Source organism: Bacillus sp. FJAT-47783, from assembly GCF_022808615.1.
In the GTDB taxonomy this organism is placed as follows: Bacteria; Bacillota; Bacilli; order Bacillales; family Aeribacillaceae; genus Bacillus_BZ.
Genome location: NZ_JAKZKS010000006.1, coordinates 1 through 23,953, shown reverse-complemented (window position 1 = coordinate 23,953; position 23,953 = coordinate 1). Strand labels below are relative to the sequence as shown.

Below are 23,953 nucleotides of genomic sequence, written 5' to 3'. Positions count from 1 at the left end.
GGTTGCCTTAGTAGCAAAGGACGGTTAGATCCGTTATTATTTTTAGAGTGAAGAGCAAAAAATCGTTTGTTCTTAAGTAGGGTGGTACCGCGTAATAAATACGTCCCTTCGTATGAGGGGGCGTTTTTATTTTGTCCAAAAACTTACGAATCACGTACTCGTTAGAAAAATAAAGCGTTCGTAAGTCTTGTTGAAAGCTAAAAAGTAAATGTAATCATGGAAAGGAGTTTTGACATGAATCAGTTAATCGAAGATTTAAAGTTTCGTGGTTTAATTAACCAAATGACAGATGAAGAAGGACTAGTAGAACTTTTATCAAAAGAGGAAATTAAACTTTATTGTGGATATGATCCAACAGCGGATAGTCTTCATATCGGACATTTACTTCCAACGTTAATGTTAAAACGGTTCCAAGAGGCTGGACATCACCCTATTGCATTAGTTGGTGGGGCAACAGGCCTAATTGGTGACCCTAGTGGTAAAAAAGCTGAACGTACGTTAAATGAAGGGGAAGTCGTAAAAGAGTGGGCAAACCGCATTAAAGACCAGCTTTCTCGTTTCCTCGATTTTAAAAGTGAAAAGAATCCAGCAGTTGTCGTTAATAACTACGATTGGCTCGGGTCTCTCGATGTTATTTCTTTTTTACGCGATGTAGGAAAAAATTTCGGAATTAATTATATGTTAGCGAAAGAGACCGTTTCATCTCGAATTGAAACAGGGATTTCCTTTACTGAGTTTAGCTACATGATATTACAATCTTACGACTTCTTAAATTTATATAAGACCGAAAATTGTAAGCTACAAATTGGTGGAAGTGATCAATGGGGGAATATTACAGCAGGTTTAGAATTAATTCGTAAAACAGAAGAAAATGCAAAAGCATTTGGTTTAACCCTTCCGCTAGTAACAAAAGCAGACGGAACAAAGTTTGGAAAAACTGAAGGTGGAGCAATTTGGTTAGATCGAGAAAAAACGTCTCCTTATGAATTCTACCAATTCTGGATTAATACAGACGATCGCGATGTCGTGAAATACTTGAAATACTTCACATTCCTTTCAAAAGAAGAAATTGAAGAACTTGCTAAGCAAGTGGAAACAGCGCCTGAAAAGCGACTAGCACAAAAGCGTTTAGCAGAAGAAGTGACAAAGCTTGTTCACGGAGAAGATGCGCTGCTACAAGCGATTCACATTTCAGAAGCGTTATTTAGCGGAAGTATTCAATCACTGACAGCAGAAGAAATTAAACAAGGATTTAAAGATGTCCCTTCTTTTGAACTAAAAGAGGAGGAAATTGGTTTAATCGATTTATTAGTACAAGCAAAAATTTCTCCATCGAAACGTCAAGCGCGTGAAGATATTTCAAATGGAGCGATTTATATTAACGGTGAGCGTAAACAAGAGTTGGATTACACACTATCTACAGAAGATAAAATCGAAGGTCAGTTTACGGTGATACGTAGAGGAAAGAAAAAATATTTCTTAATTAAACACGTTTAATGAATCGAATCGAAGCATCCCATTTAGAGTTGGGGTGCTTTTTTATAGGTAAGAAAACAAGATAGTATCAGGTTACAATTTTTCGTTGTACATAAAAAAACCACCGGTACATGTACTGGTGGTTTTTTCGTAAAAGCGATTAACGAGAGTAGAACTCAACGATTAATGCTTCGTTAATTTCAGCAGGTAACTCAGAACGCTCTGGTAAACGGTTGAAAGTACCTTCAAGCTTTTCAGCATCAAATGTTAAATACTCAGGTACGAAGTTGTTTACTTCGATTGCTTCTTTAACAATTTGAAGGTTACGAGATTTTTCACGTAAAGAGATTGTTTGGCCAAGTTTTACTTGGTAAGATGGAATGTCTACACGGCTTCCATCTACTAAGATGTGACCATGGTTTACTAATTGACGAGCTTGGCGGCGAGTACGAGCTAAGCCAAGACGATAAACAAGGTTATCAAGGCGAGATTCTAAAAGAATCATGAAGTTTTCACCATGTATACCAGGCATTTTACCAGAACGGTCAAAAAGGTTACGGAATTGACGCTCGTTTACTCCGTACATGTGACGAAGTTTTTGTTTTTCTTGCAATTGTAATCCGTATTCAGAAAGCTTTTTACGTTGGCCTGGGCCATGTTGACCTGGTGCGTAAGGACGCTTTTCTAATTCTTTACCTGTACCGCTTAATGAAATGCCTAAACGGCGAGAAATTTTCCAAGATGGACCTGTATAACGAGCCATAATGACTCCTCCTTTTGTATTTTAATGTTGTAAAATACAAACAGACCAACTCATACAATTATGCACATTTTGTTTTCATGTATCCTCGCTCTAGCAGCAGAGAGTTACACGATACACCTCTATGAGACAGAAGAGGAACAAAATGAAATCATCATTGCTGAATTGCTAAGCTGCATATTTTACACAACCTCCATTATATGTATTCTAACGATTGAAGTCAAGAGAATAAAAAAATCAAAAAACAAACTAGGTCAAAAGAACGAGATCTTCTCAAAGCTTTATAGGGAGAATTCTACATAATTAAGTAGGAAAATGCTTTGCCTATTAACCATCAAACTATGCTATAATTTTTTTTAGAAAGAAATTAGGAAAATTTTACTGGTTATAGGTGATTATATGTCAGATTTCTCTATGTTGATAAAATTAAAAGGTCTTTTCTTTGACTATTTTTCGTCCAATCAAGAGGTAAGGGATTTTCAAAAATTTATTACTTCTTTCATGTTCATTATTCAGAAGGAGTTAGAACTTGATTATGTGAATGTATGGAAAAGAGTTTCCAATCATACATATATGTTGCAAAATACAACCGGGTCACATCATGAAAAGCGAACAATTCAAATGGAATGCCCTCGACATCCAATTATGATAAGTGAGTTAGAAAATAAAGCTTATCTAGTTAATTCAGATGGACAAGATTGTCCAATAGTTATTGAGTTACAAGGAATAGGTAAACATGTTAATGGTGATGAAGAGTGGGGGAAACAGTTGTCACTAATTTGCTTTTCTATTATGGAATTCGGATATAATCAACATTTACAATATGTTCAGAAACAACGGTTTAAAGAGCTATTTACTGCTACGGAAAGACTTCACTCTTCTATGCAAAAAGAAGAAGTTTTAGCACATCTTTACGAAATAATAAGCAATATATTTCCAAACTCATCCTATCATTTCCTTTTATCAAATGATTACGAACTCAGCCAAGATATTCCAGTGAAGGATTTAGAATTAGAATTAAATACAAATGAAGAAGCAATGATTGCTTTTCTTTCAGGTAATGTTCAGCAAAAGACGATTGATGACAATCAGAATTTGTATTTTCCGATTAGTGGAATGCAAGGGGTATATGGCATTATCCACTTATCTGTGTCTAAGAATCATTTCATAATAGATGATCATGATCGAATGTTTATTGAGCATATTTCAAAAGCAGGTGGCAAAGCTTTGGAAAATGCAAAACTATATGAACAGTCAAAAAGATTAATCAACGACTTGCAGCTTATTAATGAAACGTCCCAAAAGATTAATAAAGAACTTCGCATCTCAGATACGATAAAATATATGATTGATCAAATGATTCAATCTTTTTCGGCAGATGAAACGGCGTTTTTTTATTTGAAAGAAGATGGAGATGTTTCATTGTTACCAGGAAGTACATCGTTTTTCAACAACCGTTCCTCTAGTAGGTATGTCCAGTTTGTTTTAAAACGTATTCAAAAAGAAAAAGAAGGACTTTTTATTGGGGATTTATCAAATTATTTACAAAAATGCCGTTATCAATCGTTAATGGCAGTTCCGATGATTGAGAGTGAGAATTTAAAGGGATTTGCACTTGTATTACACAAGGAGCCGTATGCATTTACGTTCGATATGTATAAATTAATGCAATCTTTAATTTATCATTCAACACTTGCTTTTATTAACTCTATGTTACGTGAAGAACTTGAAATGCTTGTCATTACAGATCAATTAACGAAACTGTTTTCCCGAAAGTTTTTAGATGAAGAAATTAAAAAGTCCATGAAACGGGACGCTAGAGGCGTTTTTATATTAATAGATATAGATAATTTTAAACAAATTAATGATACGTATGGACATCAAGCTGGAGATGAAGTGATTTGCCAAGTTGCGAAAATAATAAAAGAGAATATTCGAGACGGTGACATTGGGGCTCGGTGGGGGGGAGAAGAACTAGCAATCTATTTGCCAAAGGCTGAATTAGAGGCAGGTTTATTAGTGGCAAACCGACTTGTAGCATCTGTCCAACAATTAACGAATCCAAAAACGACCATATCGTGTGGTGTATCGTTCTGGGATATGAAGAAACAGGATACAGCAAAACTTCTTTTTAAGCGTGCGGATGATGCATTATATTTAGCGAAAAATAGTGGGAAAAACTGTGCTTTCACAGAGAAAGATTTACCATGATTAATTTTTCGACAGTTTGAGTAACAGTGTTAAAAAACAACCGGTTGGTTGTTTTTTATTTTTCTATGATAGAAAACGCTTTCAAAAAGGAGACTTTTCACATAAAATGGTATCGAAAGGGAAAGGAGATGGGGATTGTGAGAAAGTACCAATTTGAAACAGAAATGATTCATAGTTTAATTGAAAAACAGGACCATTACAAAAGTTTAACGCCTCCCATTTATCAAACATCTACCTTTGTTTTTGATAATGCTGAACAGGGACAGGCAAGATTTAGCGGAGAAGAAGAAGGCTTCATTTATTCAAGGTTGTCCAATCCGACCGTTCGTGAACTTGAACAAAAGCTTGCCCGTTTAGAAAAAGGGGAAGATGCATTAGCTTTTAGTTCAGGAATGGGAGCTGTTTCAGCTGTTTTAACAACATTAACGAAGACGGGAGACCATATTTTATGTTCCAAAGGGGTATATGGATGTACGTTTGGACTCTTACAAATGTTAAAGGAAAAATATAATATTCAACATTCTTTTCACCGTTTAATAGATGAGGAAGAAATTGAACGTGCCATACAAAAGAATACGACATGCATCTATGTAGAAACACCTATTAATCCAACAATGGAAATCATTCATTTAGAAGCAATTGTCCGGGTAGCGAAAAAATATTCAATTCCAGTAGTTGTTGATAATACGTTTAGTTCCCCGTATTTGCAAAACCCATTGACGATTGGATGTGATGTCGTGATTCATAGCGCGACGAAATATATATGTGGTCATGGGGATGTCATTGCTGGAATTGCTGTCGGAAGGAAAGAATTCATTCAACTCGTATCGAATACGGCACGTAAAGATATAGGGGCGACCATTTCCCCATTTGATGCATGGTTGTTGTTACGTGGGTTGAAAACATTGTCAATTCGTATGGATCGCCACTGTGAAAATGCTATGAAAATAGCAGAACAGCTCACTTGCCATCCAGCAGTTGAAGATGTTTACTACCCTTATTTACCTGAACATCCGCAATACGAACTTGCTAAAAAGCAAATGTCAAAAGGAGGAGGGCTTATTACTTTTAAAATAAAAGGTGCAGATTTAAATCAAACACAACAGTTTATGAATTCATTAGAGCTCATCAAGATTGCTGTTAGTTTAGGAGATGCGGAAACATTAATTCAACATCCTGCCACGATGACACACGCTGTTGTTGACGATGAAGAGAAAAAGAGAATGGGGATTACAAATAATATGGTTCGATTATCAATCGGATTAGAAGCATGGCAAGACATATGGTTTGATTTAGAACAAGCACTTGGATTGAAAAAAAATAAGCCGGAGTAAGATATTCCGGCTTATTTTTTTACAAAAACTGTCCAAGCGTTTCAACGAATTTTTCTAAATAGTGCTCATCTATTTCGTCAAAACGGTCTTTTATTGGACTGTCGATATCTAAAACACCGAATAATTCATTTCCAAGAACAATTGGCACGACAATTTCCGACTTTGAGGCAGCGTCACATGCGATATGGCCCGGAAATTGATGAACGTCTGCAACTCGTTCTGTTTTTCTGTTTGCAGCCGCTGTACCACAAACTCCTTTTCCAAATGGAATTCGAACACAAGCAGGGAGACCTTGGAACGGACCAAGTACTAATTCATTCTTTCCATCCTCTTTTAAATAAAATCCAACCCAGTTAATTTCATCAAGAAAATGATTTAACAAGGCCGCGGCATTGGAAAGGTTGGCGATTTTATTCGTTTCACCTTGAAGGAGAGCTTTGAGTTGTTGTAAGACTAATCCATAGTTCTCTTGTTTCGATCCGCTATATTTTTCTACATGAAACATAAAAATATCCCCCTTTTCTTAAGTTTTATAGACAATATAGAAAAATGTTGTCGAGAAGTTCATGAAGGAATTATTCCTCTTTTATGGAAGTTAATCATATACCTACTTGCGAAAGTAAAGGAGTGAAGCCAATGCCTAGTAACTCCAGCTTAACGAAAGAAAAAATTGTAGATGCTGCGATTGCTTTGTTCAATACAAAAGGGTATTCAGGTACCTCTGTGCGCGAAATAGCCGAAAAAGCGAATGTGAATGTTGCCCACATTTCTTATTATTTTAAAGGAAAAGGTGGATTGTTAGAGTATTTAGTTTCGCAATTTTATGAAGGCTATTTATTAATAATTAGCACAGATCATCCTCATATTGCATCGGGATCAGCTAAAGACGTGTTAAATCAAATGATTTGGGATATTTTAAAATATCAACAGAAACACCGTCAACTCACGCGTTTTGTATATAGAGAATTAACATTAGATACCGTTTTAATAAGGGAAGTGATGACGACGTATTTAGCAAAGGAAAAGTACTTCATCCGAAACATTTTAGAAAAAGGGATAACAGATGGTGAATTTCACCATGTATCCATCTCATATATGATTCTTCAATTAAAAAGTTTACTAAATATGCCGTTCCTTCAATCTCACTATTTGTCTGAAGTGTTACATGTTCATGTTCATGAGGAATACTTTATTAAACATTATTATCATGACATTCTTTCTTGGTTGGAAAATTTTTTGTACAAAAAAACAGTAGAGAAGGTTGCCTTATAATGTTCTTTCAAATTTTTTATAATCAATTCCAACATCCTTAGCGTTATGGGCATCTGATCCATAAATGAGCGGGATGTTTTCTTTTTTGGCCATTTCAATAATTGAAAGGGTTGGATATATTTCACCACAATACTCTTTTCTTAAACCAGCCACATTAACATCTAATTGCATACTCTGTTTAGCCATTTCAACGATAATTTTTTGAATAAGGTGGTGATGAGTATCTTGTACTGGAAAAAGCTTTAGAAATTTACGAACAAGTGTTAAATGTCCGATTCTGCGAGGTTTATATGAACCTAAATCAGCTACGACTGCTTCATAAACGGTTTCATAGTAATGTTTGTATACGTTTGAAGTACTCCCTAATCGTTGAACAAGTTTTTCGAAAGTATAATGGTCGAAATCTACACAAAAATATTGATCATCTGCTTTTAAAAAATGGACAGATAAAATACTGTCATCTAAGAACTGACCAAACTCGTTTAGAAATTTTTTTGTTTCAGGTTCAAATCCAGAAATATAATCGACTTCAAGTCCAGTCTTTATGTCGATGTATTTTTGATACTCTTTTTTTAATGCTTCAATCGTTTCGAAATATTCAGCTAAATGATGGAAGGACATCGCGCTGTCTTTATCAGGTGTAGGATCGATAAAGCCGTCCGGTAAAGGTGCATGTTCTGTAAATGAAATGGATGTAAAGCCGTTTCGTATAGCTTGCTCGACATAGGATGCAAACGAATCTGAAGACCCATGTGGACAAAATGGTGTATGAACATGTCCATCTTTTCTATACATCACGATCACCTCTTAATGAAAAATTTTTCTTGAAATTTGACAAAGATCGTTATTTCATAACCATTTGTTATCTCCTTGAGAATGCTTGAATCACAACAAGATTTTATTAGAAAAAATTAAAAAATTTGATCAAAAATTGTCGTTTACATGGTATCATAAAAACATTGATAAAAACATCTTTTTCGCTTCTCATTTGAATTTTTTCTCCTTACTAATAAGGAAACAAATGATAAAATGAAAGATGGACTGATTAATAATAACTTAGTTTTCTACATATACGATCAGAAAAAATGAAAGTGGATTCATCTGTTTGGCTGAACATCAGTGTGGGATAAAGAAGAACCGCGCTGAATAAAAGGAATATATTCCCTAGAATGGTGATTAGAGCAAGGGGGCTCATTATGGAAGTAGTAATTGGCTTAATCGTGTTTATATTTCTTACTTTTGGAACGGGATCTTACTTTAGAAGAAATATTTATAAAGAAGTGGATCGGTTAGAAAAGTGGAAAATTGATATTATGAACAAATCCATAATGGATGAATTTTCTAAAGTAAAAGAACTAAAAATGACCGGACAAGCGGAAGAAATGTTTGAAAGATGGCGTAAGGAATGGGATGAAATTATTACGAGTCAACTTCCGAAAGTGGAAGAACTTCTTTTTGACGCAGAAGAATGCGCTGATAAATACCGGTTTAAAAAATCTAAACAAACACTTATACATATTCAAACTGCTTTAAAGGAAACGGAAGAACAGATCGACAAAATTATAAAAGAAATCAATGACTTAGTTTCATCAGAAGAAAAGAATCGTGTAGATAGTGAAGAGGCAAAGAAACTTTTTAAAAAACTAAAGAAAAGCTTAATCACACAAAGTCATGCATTTGGCAATACTCAAGAAAAGCTAGAAAATCAGTTGTATGAATGTGCAGAAGGATTGAAGCGCTTTGAAATGGAAACAGAAGCAGGGAACTATTTGCTTGCAAGAGAAGTTTTATTAGAGCAAAAAGGGATTTTAACGAAATTAGAAAGAAAAATGGAAGATATACCGAAATTTCTAACAGAATGTCAAACTGTTATACCTCAAAAGCTCCAAGAACTTCGCTTAGGGTATAAAGAAATGCAAGAAAAAGGATATGTACTTCCCCACATTGATATTGAAAAAGAAATACAGAAAATGAATAAATCGCTTGAAACGTTTAAGGAGCAATTAAACGAAGCGAATATGGACGGTTTGAACGAAGGATTTGAGGAATTAAACGACATGATTGAAGCGTTATATGACATGTTAGAAAGTGAAGTATACGCTTCTCACTTTGTGAAAACAGAAACAGTTTCAACGGGTCAGAAACTTCAAGAACTAATTAAAGAAAAGCAAGAAACGAAGCAAGAAGCGAATTTAGTTAAACAGACTTACGAGCTAACGGAAGATGATGTTGAAAAGCTGAGAGAAATTGAAAAAAATATACAACATCTTCAAAATCAGTATCAACAAATTGTAGCAAACATTGAAAAGCCACATGTTGCTCATAGCGTGTTGAAGGAAGAGTTGGAAGAGTTTCATCGTCAACTTGAAGAGACGAAAGAAGAACACGAAAAATACCGGCAAATGCTTTATGCATTAAGAAAAGATGAACTAGAAGCACGAGATAAAGTAGCAGAATTAAAAAGAATTATGAGTGAAATTAAACGTTCTATTCAAATAAGCAATGTTCCTGGACTTCCGGTACGGTTTTTAGATCAGATTCAAGCTGCACAAGACGCACTCGGTAAGGTGTATACAAAATTAAGCGAAGCTCCATTGAATATGGTAGCTGTGCATCGCGACTTAGAAGATGCTGTAACTGTTGTGAACACGTTAAAAACAGAAACAGAAGAAATGATTGAGCAAGTGTATTTAGTAGAAAAAGTCATCCAATACGGAAATAGGTATCGCAGCCAAAATGAAATGCTTGACTACCAGTTAAAAGAAGCGGAGCAGCAGTTTCGGAATTTTGAATATAGTAAATCACTCGAACAAGCAACCGCAGCGATTGAAGCTATTGAACCAGGAGCAATTGAAAGAATTCAATCTATCTTAGAAGAAGACTTAAAAGTGAAAAGCTAAAGGGGTGTGCATAGATAGGTAAACCCTTTAGCTTTTTCGTTTAAAACAAGACCGTGCTTGTTGCACGGTCTTGTTTTTCATTTTAAGATTAGAATCTTTATCATTTTGAGGGGGAATGGAGTTTTCGGTGTCTAGCGAAAACTACCTCCCCCCTCGAGTCAAAAGTGATATCGTAAAAGCAAAAAGCGCTTTTCCTCGTGAGAACAGTTTTGTCTGAGGTTGATCAAAGCGCTTTCACTTTTCTTAATTTGCTTCTTTTAACCGTGAAGAAGGATGTGTACGGAATAAGGAAATAATATAACCAATAAAAGCTCCGATGATTGCCGGAACAAGCCAGCCGACACCTAAATCAAATAGTGGTAAAAAGCCAAACGTGTTATTTAAAGGCTCCACTAAGATTTTTGCTGTTTTCAGCCCATCTACTATACTAGCGATACCTGTAAAGAAAAGGCTGTATCCGTATACTTCTGCACGACCTTTAAAAAGATTGTCTAAAAATGATAAAGCAATTAATACGATGGCTAACGGATAAATCGCTACTAAAACTGGAATCGAGAAGCTAATCAATTGTGTTAGTCCGATGTTTGCCACTATGGCACTAAAGAGTGTAATAATGAATACAGATGTTTTATATGAAATTGGCAATACTTTTGCAAAGAAAGAAGAGCAAGATGAAATAAGACCGACACTTGTTGTGATACAAGCAAACGTAATGGCAAGTCCTAAAACGATATTCCCAAAATAACCAAATAAATAATTGGCTGAACCAGATAATATCGCTCCACCATTTGCTGCTATGCCAATCGCATCGACGCTTGTAGCTCCTAAATATCCTAAGGACACATAAACAAGTGCTAGCCCGACAGCAGCAATAATACCTGCCTGAATCGAAACTTTAGTAATTTCTGAACGACTTGATACGCCTCTATGTTTAATGGTATTAATCACGACAATGCCAAAAACTAAAGCAGCAATGGTGTCCATTGTTAAGTAGCCTTCTAAGAAACCTTTAAAAAATGCCCCATTTATATACTCTTCTTGTGGTGCTTGCGGTGTTCCCATTGGATCAATAAATGCTTTTATAAGCAGGAACCCTAGTATAATAAGTAACATTGGAGTTAATAATTTCCCTATATGATCAACAAGCTTACTCGGATTCAATGACAACCAAAAAGAAATGCTGAAGAAAATGATTGTAAAAATGAATAGAGCAGCTCCGTTATTACCAACCGCTTCTGATAAAAATGGAAGAACACCAATTTCGTAGGCCACAGTACCTGTTCTCGGAATACCGAAAAATGGTCCTAATGCTAAGTACATAATAAACGTAAAAATGACACTAAAAACAGGATGAACACGATTGGCTAAACCTTGCAAATCATTTCCAGTCCGACCGATAGCAACGATGCCTAATAGTGGCAACCCAACGCCTGTAATTAAAAAGCCGAGAATTGCTGGCCATAAATGTTCACCAGCTGCTTGACCTAAAGCTGGTGGGAAAATTAAATTTCCTGCACCTAAAAATAAGGCAAATAACATTAATCCAATCACAAGAACTTCTTTTATTGAAAGTTTTTGAGTAGTCATGTAAAATCCTCCTAATGTAACGAAAAATAAGGAATAGTCTGACAAGTTTTTATGAATCCGTTTTCATCCTAACACATTTACTATGAAATTTGTCGAAAATAATAAAAGTTTTAATATTGGTTATTTTCAGACATTCATAATGTTGCTCACGTAGTTGCATAAATCTTTCTCATTATCTTAACTTATGTTAATATATTTGATTGCATAGTGTACAAATTATACTTGGAGGAGCAAACTTACATGCTTTACTTAGATAATAGTGCCACGACAAAACCTTACCCTCAAGTCATTGACACATATCGGCAAGTATCTGAAAGTTTTTTTGGAAATCCTTCTTCCATTCATAAATTGGGTATACAAGCTGAACAATTATTAACGAAAGCTCGAAAGCAAGTTGCCTCTCTTCTTCATATACAGGAACGAGAAGTTATTTTTACATCTGGTGCAACAGAAGGAAACAATTTGGCGCTTAAAGGCGCTGCATTTGCTTTAAAAGAAAAGGGAAACCATATTATCACGACAACAATTGAACATCCTTCCGTTAGTGAAGCTACGAAGCAGTTAAAAGAACAATTCGGTTTTGATATCACATATGTTCCAGTAGATGAAAATGGATTTGTGACAGTTGAACAAATTGAAAAGGAAATTAGAGATGATACAATAATCGTCTCTTGTATGCATGTGAACAATGAAATCGGCACGATTCAACCGATTAATGAAATCGGAAACATGCTGAAAAAATATCGAAATATTGTATTTCATGTTGATCATGTACAAGGTGTATGTAAAGTTCCTCTAAATATAAGAGAAGCAAATATCCATTTGTGTACGATTTCAGGACATAAATTTCATGCTTTAAACGGTACTGGTGTTTTATTTATTCGTGATAAAACTCCACTTGTACCGCTATTTTCAGGTGGTTCTCAAGAAAATACGTTAAGACCAGGTACTGAAAGCTTAGCGGGGGCAGTCTCATTGGCAAAAGGACTACGATTAGCTTTACAACAATATGAACAAAATAAACAAAAACTTTTCGAAGTGAAAAAATATTTGCTTAAACTTCTTGACCAAATGGATGATGTCGTTATTAACACACCGAAACATCATTCAGCTCCACACATCATTAATTTTTCAATACCAGGAATTAAAGCTGAAGTTCTTGTTCATATGCTTGAAGAACATGATATTTACGTTTCAACAACATCAGCTTGTTCTTCAAAATTGAAATCAACAAGTAAAACCCTTCTCGCGATGGGACGTTCACAGGCCGTTGCCGAAAGTTCAATTCGAGTGAGTTTGTCTTACGAACATACAAAAGAAGATATGGAAAAATTTTCAATTGTATTAACGGATAGTATTCAAAAATTAAAAAAAATAATGGGGTTATAAATTATGCAATATGATCACATTCTAATTAGGTATGGAGAAATCTCTTTAAAAGGGAAAAATCGCAAACAATTTGTAGATAGATTAAAACGAAATGTGAAACACATGTTAAAAGATTTTCAATCACTTGAATATAGAGCTAACCGCGACCGTTTTTTCATTAAATTAAATGGAGAAGATGGCATTCATGTAGCAGAAAAAATCCAACACATATTCGGTATTCAGTCTTTCAGTTTAGCATTAAAAACAGAAACGGATTTAGATGCGATCAAGCAAACAGCGTTAGAAGCTGTTAAACAACTATACAAGCCAGGAGACACTTTTAAAGTATCTGCAAAAAGAGCAGACAAAACGTTTCCGTTAACATCCGATGAATTAAATTATGAACTTGGTCGCCATATTCTTATTCATACGAATGATTTAACAGTAAATGTCCATCAGCCAACGATTAACGTTCGAGTGGAAGTTCGTAGTGATGCAACTTACATTATGTGTAAAGATTATAAAGGTGCAGGAGGCCTTCCGGTAGGTTCAAGTGGAAAAGCTATGCTGATGATTTCTGGTGGAATTGATAGCCCTGTAGCAGGGTACTTATCGATGAAACGTGGGTTAAAGCTAGAAGCGGTTCATTTTTTTAGCCCTCCATATACGAATGAACGCGCAAAGCAAAAAGTTATCGACCTTGTTTCAAAACTAACGGAGTATGGTGGAGAAATTACGTTACACATCGTGCCGTTTACAACCATACAAGAAACTATACAAAAATATATTTTGAAAAATTATACGATGACATCTACACGTCGATTGATGTTGCAAATTGCTGATAAATTGCGTGCTAAAAACGATGCATTAGCGATAATTACAGGTGAGAGTTTAGGGCAAGTAGCGAGTCAAACATTAGAAAGTATGTATACAATCAATGAAGTCACATCCACACCTATTTTACGTCCGTTGATTGCAATGGATAAAACGGAAATTATTGAGATCGCAGAAAAAATTGATACGCTAGATATTTCGAATCGCCCATATGAAGATTGTTGTACAATCTTTACACCAGCGAGTCCAAAAACAAAACCGAAAGTGGAGAAAGTTCAAAAATACGAAAGCTATGCTGATTTTGAGCCACTCATTCAAGAGGCTGTTGAAAAAACAGTTACGATTAAACTATCACAAAATAAGAAAGCACAAATAGAGAAAGAGATGGAAGATTTGTTATAATATACCTCTCTTCGTAATCATTACCACGTAAATGCTTGTATGAAGGTATATGTTTTTTCACACTCTATAAACACAAGGAGGTGAAAACATATGCCACAAAATAATCGTTCAAATACAAATCAATTAGTTGTACCTGGTGCACAACAAGCGATTGACCAAATGAAGTATGAAATTGCTTCTGAGTTTGGTGTGAATCTTGGAGCTGAAACAACTTCACGTGCTAACGGATCAGTTGGTGGTGAAATTACGAAGCGCCTCGTTGCTTTAGCGCAGCAACAAATGGGTGGAACTTACCAATAACAATCAAATAATATGGCTATATAGCGGGGACAATACGTCCCCGCTTTCTATATGTTATCCAAGAAAAATGGAGGCGAAATAAATGGAACACCAAAAATTTGATATGAGAGAAGAAGGGTATGAACAAAATCAGCCGATGCAAAAATCTAAAAAGCAAGGGAGGAAGCGTCGAAACGAGCCGAAAAATGCCGAAAATTCAAATGAACAAAGTTAGCAAAATATTATTCAAAAATTTTAAAATATTATATATAATTAAATTGTAGTTTAAAAAAGGGGAGGAGAAAATATGGCAAAGGGGTTAATAGCACCTGAACGTTACAATTTAGTAGAAGAAGTAGAACATTTTGCAAAAATGAATCCAGAAAAACTTGCAATATTATGGGAAAATGAAAATGGGGACCGCGAAGAAATTACGTACGGAGAGTTAATGAAAAAAGCGAATCGGATTGGAAATGCTTTATTATCAAAGGGTTTAGACGTTGGAAATAAAGTACTAGTCATGATTCCTCGCCTAATTGATGCTTACGCAACGTATATAGGAGCATTAAAAGCAGGGCTTGTTGTCATTCCGTGTTCAGAATTGTTAAGAACAAAAGATTTACAGTATCGTGTTACACATGGAGATGTGAAGGCAATTGTAAGCTTTGCTTCATATACGAATCAATTTGAATTACTTGATCAATTTGATGAGCTCATCAAGTTTTCGGTAGGAGGAGAGAAATCAGGATGGGTATCGATTGAAACGATAAGCAGCGAAATGAGTGAAGAGCTACCGATGGGAGAAACATTACGCGATAGCCAAGCCTTTCTATCTTATACGTCTGGAACAACAGGAAATCCAAAAGGAGTTGTTCATACACATGGTTGGGCGTATGCTCATTTACGTACAGCAGCTAAAAACTGGCTCTGCATCAGTGAAAATGATAAAGTATGGGCAACAGCTGGTCCTGGGTGGCAAAAATGGATTTGGAGCCCATTCCTTTCCGTTTTAGGCTCAGGTGCAACAGGATTCGTTTATCAAGGTCGTTTTGAACCGAAAAAATATTTGGAGCTATTAGAGAAGCAGCAAATAAATGTATTATGTTGTACACCAACGGAGTATCGTTTAATGGCAAAAGTAGAAGGGTTATCAAACTATAATTTATCTACTCTTCATAGTGCGGTATCAGCAGGAGAACCATTAAACCGTGAAGTGATTGATACGTTCCAAAAGCACTTTAACGTTGAAGTGCGTGATGGCTATGGTCAAACAGAAAACACGTTATTAGTAGGCGTATTAAAAGGAATGGAAATTAAGCCAGGTTCGATGGGGAAACCGACTCCAGGCAATCATGTAGAGATTATTGACGAAGAAGGAAGACTTTGTGAAATAGGTGAAGTAGGAGATATTGCTGTACATGTATCAACGCCAGCATTATTTAAAGAGTATTACAAAGACCCTGAACGTACAGCTATGCAATTTAGAGGCGATTACTATATTACAGGTGACCGTGCACGAAAAGATGAAGATGGTTATTTTTGGTTTGAAGGGCGCGGAGATGACATCATTATTAGCTCTGGCTATACGATTGGGCCGTTTGAAGTCGAGGATGCTCTTGTTAAACATCCTGCTGTTAAAGAATGTGCCGTCGTTGCTAGTCCTGATGAAGTAAGAGGTCATGTTGTAAAAGCTTTCATCGTATTACAAGATGGAGTGGATGAAAAGGATCCGAATTTAATTCCAATGCTACAAGACCATGTAAAACAATTAACAGCGCCTTATAAATACCCACGAAAAGTGGAATTTGTAGACGAATTACCGAAAACAACTTCTGGAAAAATCCGCCGTATAGAATTAAGAAAGCAAGAATTAGAGAAAGCGAACGCATAACAACAAAAAGTCTGCCGTGTATTCGGCAGACTTTTTGTTGTTAGAAGAGCTATTGACCTCCCTGTTCACTTTATTCAATTCTTCATGATAAAAAGGTTCGTTTTACTTTTTGCCAGAAAGAATTATCTTTTAATTTAACGGTTTTAATTTTTTTAGATCCGAGTGAAATGTCAATATTTTCAACGTGGCGAATACTTAACGCTTCGTTGTCCATCCCAATAACAGGATAGTCGTTCCCATCTTGGACAACTTTTAATCTTAATTTCCGTTCTCCGCTTAATATGAACGAAGACCCAAGTGTTCGGTATCGATTATTATTTAAAGAAGCGAGTTCACTTACTTGTAAGCTTTCAAGCATAGGATCAACAACAGAACCGTTTACTGACTTATTATAAGCGGTACTTCCAGTAGGGGTTGCAATAATCATACCGTCCCCTCGGAATGTCTCAAAGTGAAGGTCATCAATATACACATCGAGTACAAATGTTTTAATAATACTTGATTTCACGGTACATTCATTTAAACAATGGAAAACGGTTTTCCCATCAATCGTTACGTCAATAATCGGATATCGGCGAACTTCCACTTTTTCTTGTTGCATTTGTTCTACCATTTTGTCTTTTTCATCGATATGGAAGTCGCAATATAAGCTTGCCGCTCCTTCTGCTGCAATTCCTATGTATAGACAATCATCCCTAAAATTTGTCTTCCGTACAGCCTGTAAAAAAGTACCATCCCCGCCGATGCTCACGATAATATTGGCTTTTTTGGCATCATCCACTATCGTAAAGTCATATTTTTCGGCAAGTTTGATTAATTCGGAAACTTTTGTTTGTAAAGATTCGTCTTTTTTGTAGAAAAAATATACGTTGCGTCGATTATCCATATAGAACCTCCTCACTTGTTGGAAAGTTTCTCCACAATTACTTTGAATAATGTTACAATACATATGGTGTTTCTATTTTACCATTAAATACGCAACATGTTTAGAAAAGGTATTAAGGAGAGTGATGGTTGGTGAACGGTAAAAGGTGGGCAGCCTTAGGAATTGCTGCTGTATTATTTTTCATATCTACTGTTATGAGCATTATGTCCATTGCGTTGGAAGAGAGTCCATTCTCAAACGAATTGTTAGAGGACAGCTTGTTTTCTGAGGATGTGATTGAAGAAGGAAATATTCATGAAAAAATAGCCGTTTTAGAAGTGAATGGAGTCATTCAAGATACAGGAGAAGAGGACGTTGCCTCCTTTTTTGGAAACGTAGGCTATCAACATCAAAAGTTTTTACAAATGATTGATGAAGCTGGCGAAGACTCTGATGTGAAGGGAATTATTTTGCGCGTGAATTCCCCTGGTGGTGGTGTTGTTGAAAGCGCGGAAATACATAAAAAATTAATGGAATTGAAAGAGAAGTATGATAAGCCGATTTACGTTTCGATGGGAACAATTGCTGCTTCAGGTGGTTATTATATCTCTACAGCGGCAGAGAAAGTGTTTGCTGCTCCGGAGACATTAACAGGCTCGTTAGGTGTTATTATGCAAGGGATAAACTATAGTGAGCTTGCTGAAAAATACGGTGTAAAGTTTGAAACAATTAAAAGTGGTGCATACAAAGATATTATGTCGCCAACGCGTGATATGACAGAAGAAGAGCGAAAAATTATGCAAAAAATGGTAGATAATGCGTATGACGGATTTGTGAAAGTCATTTCAGAAGGAAGAAACATGTCAGAAAGTACAGTAAGGAAAGTTGCTGACGGGAGAGTGTACGATGGCCGTCAAGCAAAAGAGTTAAAATTAGTAGATGATTTAGCTTATTTTGACGATGTCATTCATATTATGAAAGAAGACTTAGGGATCGATCGTCCGCACGTTTTTAAATATGACTCTACTTTAGGATTTGAATCTCTGTTTACAATGAGTGCGCAAAAAATATTTGCTGACGACATTGAATCAACTCTTCTTTATAAGTTTGTTAGTCAGCCAAACTCACCACGTCTTATGTATCTTTACGCGGAATAAGGGAGGTGTAGCGTGTGGATGCAACATTTGAAGAGTTAAAAAATGAAAATGTTTCAACTAATAATTATGTAAATCCGTCATATCATTATGCCGGGTTTTGGATGCGCTTTTGGGCGTATTTACTCGATCTCATCGTCATTAGCAGTGTTATTCGTTTATTTATTAACCCTATTTTTCATTTATTGGACTTGGAAAAAAATACGTTTATGTTTTCAGGCTATAGTGTTATAAGTGCGATGATTTTCTTTTCCTACTTTATTTTTATGACAAAATTTTTCGGTCAAACATTAGGAAAAATGGTGTTTGGATTACGAGTTATTTCCTTACAATCGGACCGTCTCTCATGGATGGACGTACTATTTCGTGAATTGATAGGACGCTACATTTCCAAGACGATTTGGGGCTTATTATATTTAGTCGTTGCGTTTACTAAAAAGAAGCAAGGCATTCACGATTTGTTTGTTTCCACAACGGTTATACATGAAGAACGATAAGGATAAACCTGTCTATGACAGGTTTATTTTTTTGTAGAGGGGTGATAATGAATGCTGAAAGGGTGTGAGGGATAATGAATTGGGTTGTTTGGTCTCTCGTCATTCTCTTAGCATTTGTTATCCTATTAGCGATTACAAAATTAAACATTTCGATTGACTTGTTACATGACGGAGATAATGATCATTTTACGATTAAATTTCGAGCTCTGTTTGGTATCGTTCGTTATACTGTTAATATTCCTTTAGTAAAAGTAGATACAGAAGAAAAAGAAATTGTCATGAAGGAAGAGACGAGTATTGGTTCTGAAGGAAACAATGGGAAAAAGAAGCGAAAACGGATAACTCCACCTGATATTTTAGATCGTATACATGATATGAAAGAATTGGCGAATCATGTCATACATTTACATAAAATTGTTCGTCAGTTTCTACAAAACGTTTATATTGAAAAGTTTTATTGGCATACGTGCATTGGGACTGGTGATGCTGCTGAAGCCGGTATGATTTCGGGAGTAGCATGGTCGATAAAAGGAATCGTATTACAATGGATATCGCGTTATATGAAACTGAAGAAAAAACCTCTTGTATCGATTACACCTGACTTTTATCATCCCGTTTCGAAAACATCTTTAACATGTATGATTCATTTTCGTTTAGGGTATGCTATGTTAGCGGGATTACGTTTTGTGAAATATTGGGTAGGGGGAAGAGCGAAATTGAGGAAAAAATCGATCCCTCTATTAACAAAGGACGAAAAGAACGATCAGTCTGCATAAGGGAGGAGCTAAAATTGAGTGAACATCCTATACAAGGATTAATGAAAACAGCGATGGAAAACCTTCAGCAAATGATTGACGTGAATACAATCATTGGAGATCCTGTTGAAACACCAGATGGAAGTGTTATTTTAACGGTATCGAAAGTAGGCTTCGGCTTTGCCGCTGGTGGAAGTGAATTTAGCGGATCGACAAATGAAAACAAACAAAATAGTCAATACGGTGGAACCACAACCGATAAAAACAAACTACCATTCGGAGGAGGAAGCGGTGGCGGCGTTTCTATCACACCTATTGCTTTTTTAGTCGTTGGAACGAATGGTATAAAAATGCTTCATTTAGATGAAAATACACATCTCTACGAAAAATTATTAGATTTGGCTCCACAAACGATTGAAAAAATCCAAGCATTATTTAGCAAAAATGAACAAGAGAATCAACTAAAACAGGATGATATTGGACTTTAAGGACTGCCATAGCGGTCCTTTTTTTAATAATATGAAAGCTATATCTTCCCCCATTTTCATAAAACCTCAATACTTAAGGATTAGAACCTAATTTATGAAAATATGACCCAAAACATGAAAATAAAGCTCAATTATTGAAAATTACCCCCAATTTATGAAAATGAGCCCCAATAAAATAGAAAAACAGACTTCTGAACAAAGGCTCTTGCGATTTTGAACATGTTTATGGAAATAACCAATATTATTAATCGAATGTTTTGCATTTCGTATTTATTCAAGCTATAGTTGAAAATAGGTACATAAATAATGTAAGGGATTAAAGGAGGAATTTTAGATGGCAAATGTAACGTTTAAAGGCAATCCAGTGACTTTAGTTGGTTCTGAAGTAAAAGTTGGCGATCAAGCACCAGATTTTACAGTGTTAGCGAATGATTTATCTCAAGTAACATTAGCGAATTCGAAAGGACAAGTCCGACTCATTTCTGTCGTTCCTTCAATTGATACAGGTGTATGTGATGCGCAAACGCGTCGTTTTAACGAAGAGGCGGCCAAACTTGACAATGTGAAAGTATTAACAGTTAGCGTGGATCTTCCTTTTGCACAGAAGCGTTGGTGTGGAGCAAATGGTATCGACAACGTAGAAGTCCTGTCTGACCATCGTGACGTTTCCTTCGGAGAAGCATACGGTGTGCTTATTCAAGAGCTTCGTTTATTAACGCGTGCCGTGTTCGTTGTGAACAGTCAAGACGAAGTCACATATGTAGAATATGTTAGTGAAGCAACGAATCATCCAAATTACGAAGCAGCCATTGAAGCAGCTAAAGCGGTTCAATAATAAAGCGAAAGGGCTATCTCATAAGTTAAATTTTTGGCTTCCTTAGAGATGCCCCTTTTCACTTATTAATTACATTTCCAGTTTTGACGAAGATTCCTTTTTAAAGAATTCCTTCACTATTGTATTACTTTAATAGCTAGGAATCATTCCTTCTACAATTTTATACATCAGAAACTCTTTCTAAGACGAGATACCCAATCTACGATGTTTCAGCTCTGAGGAATAAAAATTCATCGAGATAAAATTCAAGAAATCACCCTCTATAATGTGTTAAATTTGAGATGATTTAACTGGATGAATACAGTGCAAAAGCATGTTTTAGGGGGATTTTATTTTGGCTACACGAAAAGAAGAACGGGAACAGGAAAAAGAAACAAATTATTTTTTCGAGTTCGCAAAAATACAGAAACATTTCTTCAAAGAGTTCATTGATCAATTGAAAACGTAAAAAAGACCATCGCTCACAAAGTTATATTACGTATGGTGCAGAAATCTTTTATATATGATGATATTGGAAAACATGACAGGTTTGATATCTATGAGAAGTATGAGTGGCAGCTTTAATAAAGAGGAATGTATTAAGAATGTCAGAGTGCTGCTGAATTTAGCAATGGAAGAACTTCCTCATTATGATACAGTTAATAACTTTCTCTCTAGCCTTGATATTCGTGAACTAGAAAAAATCAGAACGTATATGATAAAAGAATTATTGAGAAATAGATTCTTCGAACAGAACAGAATAAAAGAAAAGTACTGGGGAGTGATCGTGGATGGAACAGGGTTACATAATGTCGCGTTTCCTTAATATCAATACGAGATTAATGATTGCTTCATAAAGTTCAATCAAAGGTTTTTGGAGTCGTATCGTCGACACCTCTTGCTTATAAAAACCGAAACAAAAACAGTCAGGAAGCACGTCTTTTCTATACGTTCCCCTAATCTTGCACCAGTAACCTTAAAAAAATGAAATTGAGGAATACAATGTAATCTCAAGACTCCTTCTTTCATTGATCAGCTTCCCTTTTTGTTCTTGTAATGAATAAATACGATTTGATAGCTGTTGGCACAGGGATTGTAAGTCTTCCTGTGCTTTTTCTCCAGATTTCCCTTTCCAACTCTGCAATTCGTTATACTCTTTCACAGCAAACTGTAATCCGTCTATCAGTTCTTCAATAACGTCATCTAATTTCCTTTCTGCTAGTTCAAGACTTTCGATGGTATTCCTAACGATACGTCTATCCTCATACATAAAATCCGATCGATTCATCATGTGATCATCCTTTTATTTCAGAAGCTCGTTGTTGGTCCACGGACTTAAAATCATTCGCTTTTTGCTCAATGAAGTCGCCAATTTCTTTAGACGTTTTGGTATACCACTCTTTGTGAGCATATAGGTCTTCACATATCTCATCAATAAGTGGAATGACAAAAGACGTGTAGGCGTTTTTGGCCTGATCTTTCACATCAGCAATGGCTGAAATCGCCGTGGGAATGTTTTGAGTGTGCAGTTGAGGGACAAAGCGAATATTGGCCCCTTTTGTCGCAATGATGTCTGGGTCAAGTTCAATACTTCTCCCACTAACATGGTTTGGCGAATACATGATGATTTTTTTTGTTTTGGCATCGATCAGTAAGTTTTTAAAATTCCCGAATGAATCAAATGCAAAATTACCTAATCCATGATAATCGGGTTCGCCAATGGAGTCCAAACATCGCTTTATTGGGCGGTCTTTATCGGCATTCGCAACCTCAAATGTTTCATCGATATAAACCGTTCTCCCTACATGAGCGTCGGCACCAAAAGCACCGGCACCAATCGAGTCGTTAGGATGTACATAGGCTACGATATTAGGATCAAAACCCCCATTTTTTGCTTTTCTTTGTAAGTCACCCGGGAGCAATTCTACGATGCTCGGTGTACTAAAACTCACACTTTTTACATGGTGAATCGCCGCAACGTATTCAGCCAATGCACCTCCTAACGAGTGCCCCGTAACAGAAATCGTATAGCCATCGAGATTTTTCTTTGCATATTTCTTAACGTCTCTCATAAGGTGATCGGCTTGAGTGAATTGACTGCTTTCAATGTCTTTTTTTAAAGCCTTGCGATTAATTAAATCAAAGGAAGGGGAGGCGTATTCATTTTTGTTTAGTTTTTCCAATAATTCTTTATTGCGTTTAAGATGATGAAAGACGACATCCTTAACGTCTGTAACAACATCCGCTGTTCCTTCTCCGGAAACCTCGTTGCCTTGCGTTCCTCTAAATGCGACCACGACTTCTTTCATTTCATTATTTACATAAATTGTAGCGTCAAAGCCTGTTTTTGGTTCATGTAAAACGGTACCTTCGAGTTTTAAAGGTCGCCATATCTCTATTTCGCCTGATTTATACACTTTATATGTCTTCGGATTGGGCTTGTATGCTTGTTCTGCAAGTGTATGGTATGTGCCATCTGAAATTTTACTCATTCGTGCTACCCACCTTTTATCAGATGTTATATGATAGACCTATAAATATTTTCCAATAATTCAACAAGGAGTGCAATGATAAATTGAAACATTTTCCTCTAAAGCTAGTACTTCTGATTTGTGTATTATTAGGAGGTTGTCAGATGAATGAGAGTAAACAAAAAGAAGAACAAATGTTAAAAAAAGCGGGGGAAATCGCAATTGATCATTTTCGTGATGTCGAGGGCGTGGAAATAGTGGTAACAAACTCTGAAATCTCGTCTTCCATTGCACCGAACGTTATTTTTGTTGATGGGTATATCAAAGGTGACAAAACAAAAGAGGTATCAGCAACAGTCGATTTTAAAGATAATTACAAAGTGTTAGGGACTGAAAGCACAGAATATTGATTCTTAATCTACTATATTTGTATTTTAGGAGTGCAAGTATGAAGTGTAAAATTAAGGGTTCTTTATTTATACCTGAATCCGTGATAAAAAAATAGATATTCACAGCGACAAACCTTGATATAATAGGGATATGCATCCTTTTGGATCAATAAAATCACTTCACCAGGTAGGTGCATAATGACAAT

The 23,953-nt window shown here is 35.9% G+C and carries 24 protein-coding genes and 1 other annotated feature (1 of these 25 cut by a window edge); of the genes, 17 read left to right on the top strand and 7 right to left on the bottom strand.

Annotation, left to right across the window (positions count from 1 at the left end; genetic code table 11):
- Window positions 1–111: a binding site (T-box leader), on the top strand (it extends 117 nt beyond the left edge of the window).
- A 123-nt stretch (window positions 112–234) separates the two neighbouring features.
- Entirely contained in the window at window positions 235–1,497 is a 1,263-nt protein-coding gene (gene tyrS, locus MLD65_RS06330) for a tyrosine--tRNA ligase (RefSeq protein ID WP_243291046.1), read from the top strand.
- A gap of 139 nt (window positions 1,498–1,636) precedes the next feature.
- Here tyrS and rpsD read toward each other — a convergent pair whose 3' ends face one another.
- A complete protein-coding gene (rpsD, locus tag MLD65_RS06325) occupies window positions 1,637–2,239 on the bottom strand; it encodes a 30S ribosomal protein S4 (protein WP_243291045.1) in 603 nt (200 codons plus the stop codon).
- Between the two features lie 396 nt (window positions 2,240–2,635).
- On the opposite strand from rpsD, the gene MLD65_RS06320 reads away from it, so the two are divergent.
- Window positions 2,636–4,447, top strand: coding sequence for a sensor domain-containing diguanylate cyclase (locus tag MLD65_RS06320; protein WP_243291044.1), 1,812 nt, complete (start codon window positions 2,636–2,638; stop codon window positions 4,445–4,447).
- A gap of 128 nt (window positions 4,448–4,575) precedes the next feature.
- The gene (gene megL / locus MLD65_RS06315) at window positions 4,576–5,781 is read left to right on the top strand and encodes a methionine gamma-lyase (RefSeq protein WP_243291043.1); all 1,206 of its coding nucleotides are present in this window, start codon (window positions 4,576–4,578) and stop codon (window positions 5,779–5,781) included.
- Between the two features lie 19 nt (window positions 5,782–5,800).
- Here megL and MLD65_RS06310 read toward each other — a convergent pair whose 3' ends face one another.
- A complete protein-coding gene (locus tag MLD65_RS06310) occupies window positions 5,801–6,286 on the bottom strand; it encodes a GAF domain-containing protein (RefSeq protein ID WP_243291042.1) in 486 nt (161 codons plus the stop codon).
- A 131-nt stretch (window positions 6,287–6,417) separates the two neighbouring features.
- Between MLD65_RS06310 and refZ the strand changes: the two genes are divergently transcribed.
- Window positions 6,418–7,053, top strand: coding sequence for a forespore capture DNA-binding protein RefZ (gene refZ, locus MLD65_RS06305; protein ID WP_243291041.1), 636 nt, complete (start codon window positions 6,418–6,420; stop codon window positions 7,051–7,053).
- Here the strand turns inward: refZ and hisJ are convergent.
- Window positions 7,048–7,848, bottom strand: a complete 801-nt coding sequence (hisJ, locus tag MLD65_RS06300; RefSeq protein ID WP_243291040.1) for a histidinol-phosphatase HisJ — start codon at window positions 7,846–7,848, stop codon at window positions 7,048–7,050. The two genes, refZ and hisJ, sit on opposite strands and share 6 nt — an antisense overlap.
- A 401-nt stretch (window positions 7,849–8,249) precedes the next feature.
- Between hisJ and ezrA the strand changes: the two genes are divergently transcribed.
- Complete coding sequence (ezrA, locus tag MLD65_RS06295) at window positions 8,250–9,953, top strand: septation ring formation regulator EzrA (RefSeq protein WP_243291039.1); 1,704 nt, start codon at window positions 8,250–8,252, stop codon at window positions 9,951–9,953.
- A gap of 243 nt (window positions 9,954–10,196) precedes the next feature.
- Here ezrA and brnQ read toward each other — a convergent pair whose 3' ends face one another.
- Window positions 10,197–11,540, bottom strand: a complete 1,344-nt coding sequence (gene brnQ, locus MLD65_RS06290) for a branched-chain amino acid transport system II carrier protein (RefSeq protein WP_243291038.1) — start codon at window positions 11,538–11,540, stop codon at window positions 10,197–10,199.
- Between the two features lie 240 nt (window positions 11,541–11,780).
- On the opposite strand from brnQ, the gene MLD65_RS06285 reads away from it, so the two are divergent.
- From MLD65_RS06285 to mbcS, 5 genes are all read left to right on the top strand, one after another.
- A complete protein-coding gene (locus MLD65_RS06285) occupies window positions 11,781–12,929 on the top strand; it encodes a cysteine desulfurase family protein (RefSeq protein WP_243291037.1) in 1,149 nt (382 codons plus the stop codon).
- Window positions 12,930–12,932: 3 nt separating this feature from the next.
- Complete coding sequence (thiI, locus tag MLD65_RS06280) at window positions 12,933–14,144, top strand: tRNA uracil 4-sulfurtransferase ThiI (protein ID WP_243291036.1); 1,212 nt, start codon at window positions 12,933–12,935, stop codon at window positions 14,142–14,144.
- A 90-nt stretch (window positions 14,145–14,234) separates the two neighbouring features.
- The gene (locus MLD65_RS06275; RefSeq protein ID WP_243291035.1) at window positions 14,235–14,444 is read left to right on the top strand and encodes an alpha/beta-type small acid-soluble spore protein; all 210 of its coding nucleotides are present in this window, start codon (window positions 14,235–14,237) and stop codon (window positions 14,442–14,444) included.
- An 82-nt stretch (window positions 14,445–14,526) separates the two neighbouring features.
- Window positions 14,527–14,658: a hypothetical protein gene (locus MLD65_RS18075; RefSeq protein WP_279325982.1), complete on the top strand. Its 132-nt coding sequence runs from the start codon at window positions 14,527–14,529 to the stop codon at window positions 14,656–14,658.
- A gap of 72 nt (window positions 14,659–14,730) precedes the next feature.
- The gene (gene mbcS / locus MLD65_RS06270) at window positions 14,731–16,314 is read left to right on the top strand and encodes an acyl-CoA synthetase MbcS (RefSeq protein WP_243291034.1); all 1,584 of its coding nucleotides are present in this window, start codon (window positions 14,731–14,733) and stop codon (window positions 16,312–16,314) included.
- 82 nt (window positions 16,315–16,396) lie between these two features.
- Here mbcS and MLD65_RS06265 read toward each other — a convergent pair whose 3' ends face one another.
- Window positions 16,397–17,200 carry an NAD kinase gene (locus tag MLD65_RS06265; protein ID WP_243291033.1) on the bottom strand — a complete coding sequence of 268 codons (804 nt, stop codon included), beginning with the start codon at window positions 17,198–17,200 and terminating at the stop codon, window positions 16,397–16,399.
- Between the two features lie 131 nt (window positions 17,201–17,331).
- On the opposite strand from MLD65_RS06265, the gene sppA reads away from it, so the two are divergent.
- The 6 genes from sppA to MLD65_RS06235 all read left to right on the top strand — a co-directional run bounded on the left by sppA (window position 17,332) and on the right by MLD65_RS06235 (window position 21,713).
- Window positions 17,332–18,336: a signal peptide peptidase SppA gene (sppA, locus tag MLD65_RS06260; protein ID WP_243291146.1), complete on the top strand. Its 1,005-nt coding sequence runs from the start codon at window positions 17,332–17,334 to the stop codon at window positions 18,334–18,336.
- A gap of 14 nt (window positions 18,337–18,350) precedes the next feature.
- Window positions 18,351–18,830, top strand: coding sequence for an RDD family protein (locus MLD65_RS06255; RefSeq protein ID WP_243291032.1), 480 nt, complete (start codon window positions 18,351–18,353; stop codon window positions 18,828–18,830).
- Between the two features lie 74 nt (window positions 18,831–18,904).
- Window positions 18,905–19,606: a DUF2953 domain-containing protein gene (locus MLD65_RS06250; protein ID WP_243291031.1), complete on the top strand. Its 702-nt coding sequence runs from the start codon at window positions 18,905–18,907 to the stop codon at window positions 19,604–19,606.
- 14 nt (window positions 19,607–19,620) lie between these two features.
- Window positions 19,621–20,073, top strand: coding sequence for a GerW family sporulation protein (ytfJ, locus tag MLD65_RS06245; protein WP_243291030.1), 453 nt, complete (start codon window positions 19,621–19,623; stop codon window positions 20,071–20,073).
- Between the two features lie 334 nt (window positions 20,074–20,407).
- The gene (gene tpx / locus MLD65_RS06240) at window positions 20,408–20,908 is read left to right on the top strand and encodes a thiol peroxidase (protein WP_243291029.1); all 501 of its coding nucleotides are present in this window, start codon (window positions 20,408–20,410) and stop codon (window positions 20,906–20,908) included.
- A 538-nt stretch (window positions 20,909–21,446) separates the two neighbouring features.
- Window positions 21,447–21,713 carry a hypothetical protein gene (locus tag MLD65_RS06235; RefSeq protein WP_243291028.1) on the top strand — a complete coding sequence of 89 codons (267 nt, stop codon included), beginning with the start codon at window positions 21,447–21,449 and terminating at the stop codon, window positions 21,711–21,713.
- 150 nt (window positions 21,714–21,863) lie between these two features.
- Here MLD65_RS06235 and MLD65_RS06230 read toward each other — a convergent pair whose 3' ends face one another.
- Window positions 21,864–22,178, bottom strand: a complete 315-nt coding sequence (locus MLD65_RS06230; protein ID WP_243291027.1) for a hypothetical protein — start codon at window positions 22,176–22,178, stop codon at window positions 21,864–21,866.
- A 4-nt stretch (window positions 22,179–22,182) separates the two neighbouring features.
- Window positions 22,183–23,379, bottom strand: coding sequence for a lipase family protein (locus MLD65_RS06225; protein ID WP_243291026.1), 1,197 nt, complete (start codon window positions 23,377–23,379; stop codon window positions 22,183–22,185).
- Between the two features lie 143 nt (window positions 23,380–23,522).
- On the opposite strand from MLD65_RS06225, the gene MLD65_RS06220 reads away from it, so the two are divergent.
- A complete protein-coding gene (locus tag MLD65_RS06220) occupies window positions 23,523–23,768 on the top strand; it encodes a hypothetical protein (RefSeq protein ID WP_243291025.1) in 246 nt (81 codons plus the stop codon).
- The last annotated feature ends 185 nt before the right edge of the window (window positions 23,769–23,953 follow it).

Bases quoted from the DNA above. Each gene is read 5' to 3' on its own strand.
- tyrS (WP_243291046.1), top strand. From the start codon at position 235: ATGAATCAGTTAATCGAAGATTTAAAGTTTCGTGGTTTAATTAACCAA.
- rpsD (WP_243291045.1), bottom strand. From the start codon at position 2,239: ATGGCTCGTTATACAGGTCCATCTTGGAAAATTTCTCGCCGTTTAGGC.
- MLD65_RS06320 (WP_243291044.1), top strand. From the start codon at position 2,636: ATGTCAGATTTCTCTATGTTGATAAAATTAAAAGGTCTTTTCTTTGAC.
- megL (WP_243291043.1), top strand. From the start codon at position 4,576: ATGGGGATTGTGAGAAAGTACCAATTTGAAACAGAAATGATTCATAGT.
- MLD65_RS06310 (WP_243291042.1), bottom strand. From the start codon at position 6,286: ATGTTTCATGTAGAAAAATATAGCGGATCGAAACAAGAGAACTATGGA.
- refZ (WP_243291041.1), top strand. From the start codon at position 6,418: ATGCCTAGTAACTCCAGCTTAACGAAAGAAAAAATTGTAGATGCTGCG.
- hisJ (WP_243291040.1), bottom strand. From the start codon at position 7,848: ATGTATAGAAAAGATGGACATGTTCATACACCATTTTGTCCACATGGG.
- ezrA (WP_243291039.1), top strand. From the start codon at position 8,250: ATGGAAGTAGTAATTGGCTTAATCGTGTTTATATTTCTTACTTTTGGA.
- brnQ (WP_243291038.1), bottom strand. From the start codon at position 11,540: ATGACTACTCAAAAACTTTCAATAAAAGAAGTTCTTGTGATTGGATTA.
- MLD65_RS06285 (WP_243291037.1), top strand. From the start codon at position 11,781: ATGCTTTACTTAGATAATAGTGCCACGACAAAACCTTACCCTCAAGTC.
- thiI (WP_243291036.1), top strand. From the start codon at position 12,933: ATGCAATATGATCACATTCTAATTAGGTATGGAGAAATCTCTTTAAAA.
- MLD65_RS06275 (WP_243291035.1), top strand. From the start codon at position 14,235: ATGCCACAAAATAATCGTTCAAATACAAATCAATTAGTTGTACCTGGT.
- MLD65_RS18075 (WP_279325982.1), top strand. From the start codon at position 14,527: ATGGAACACCAAAAATTTGATATGAGAGAAGAAGGGTATGAACAAAAT.
- mbcS (WP_243291034.1), top strand. From the start codon at position 14,731: ATGGCAAAGGGGTTAATAGCACCTGAACGTTACAATTTAGTAGAAGAA.
- MLD65_RS06265 (WP_243291033.1), bottom strand. From the start codon at position 17,200: ATGGATAATCGACGCAACGTATATTTTTTCTACAAAAAAGACGAATCT.
- MLD65_RS06250 (WP_243291031.1), top strand. From the start codon at position 18,905: ATGAATTGGGTTGTTTGGTCTCTCGTCATTCTCTTAGCATTTGTTATC.
- tpx (WP_243291029.1), top strand. From the start codon at position 20,408: ATGGCAAATGTAACGTTTAAAGGCAATCCAGTGACTTTAGTTGGTTCT.
- MLD65_RS06235 (WP_243291028.1), top strand. From the start codon at position 21,447: ATGAGAAGTATGAGTGGCAGCTTTAATAAAGAGGAATGTATTAAGAAT.
- MLD65_RS06230 (WP_243291027.1), bottom strand. From the start codon at position 22,178: ATGATGAATCGATCGGATTTTATGTATGAGGATAGACGTATCGTTAGG.
- MLD65_RS06225 (WP_243291026.1), bottom strand. From the start codon at position 23,379: ATGAGTAAAATTTCAGATGGCACATACCATACACTTGCAGAACAAGCA.
- MLD65_RS06220 (WP_243291025.1), top strand. From the start codon at position 23,523: ATGAATGAGAGTAAACAAAAAGAAGAACAAATGTTAAAAAAAGCGGGG.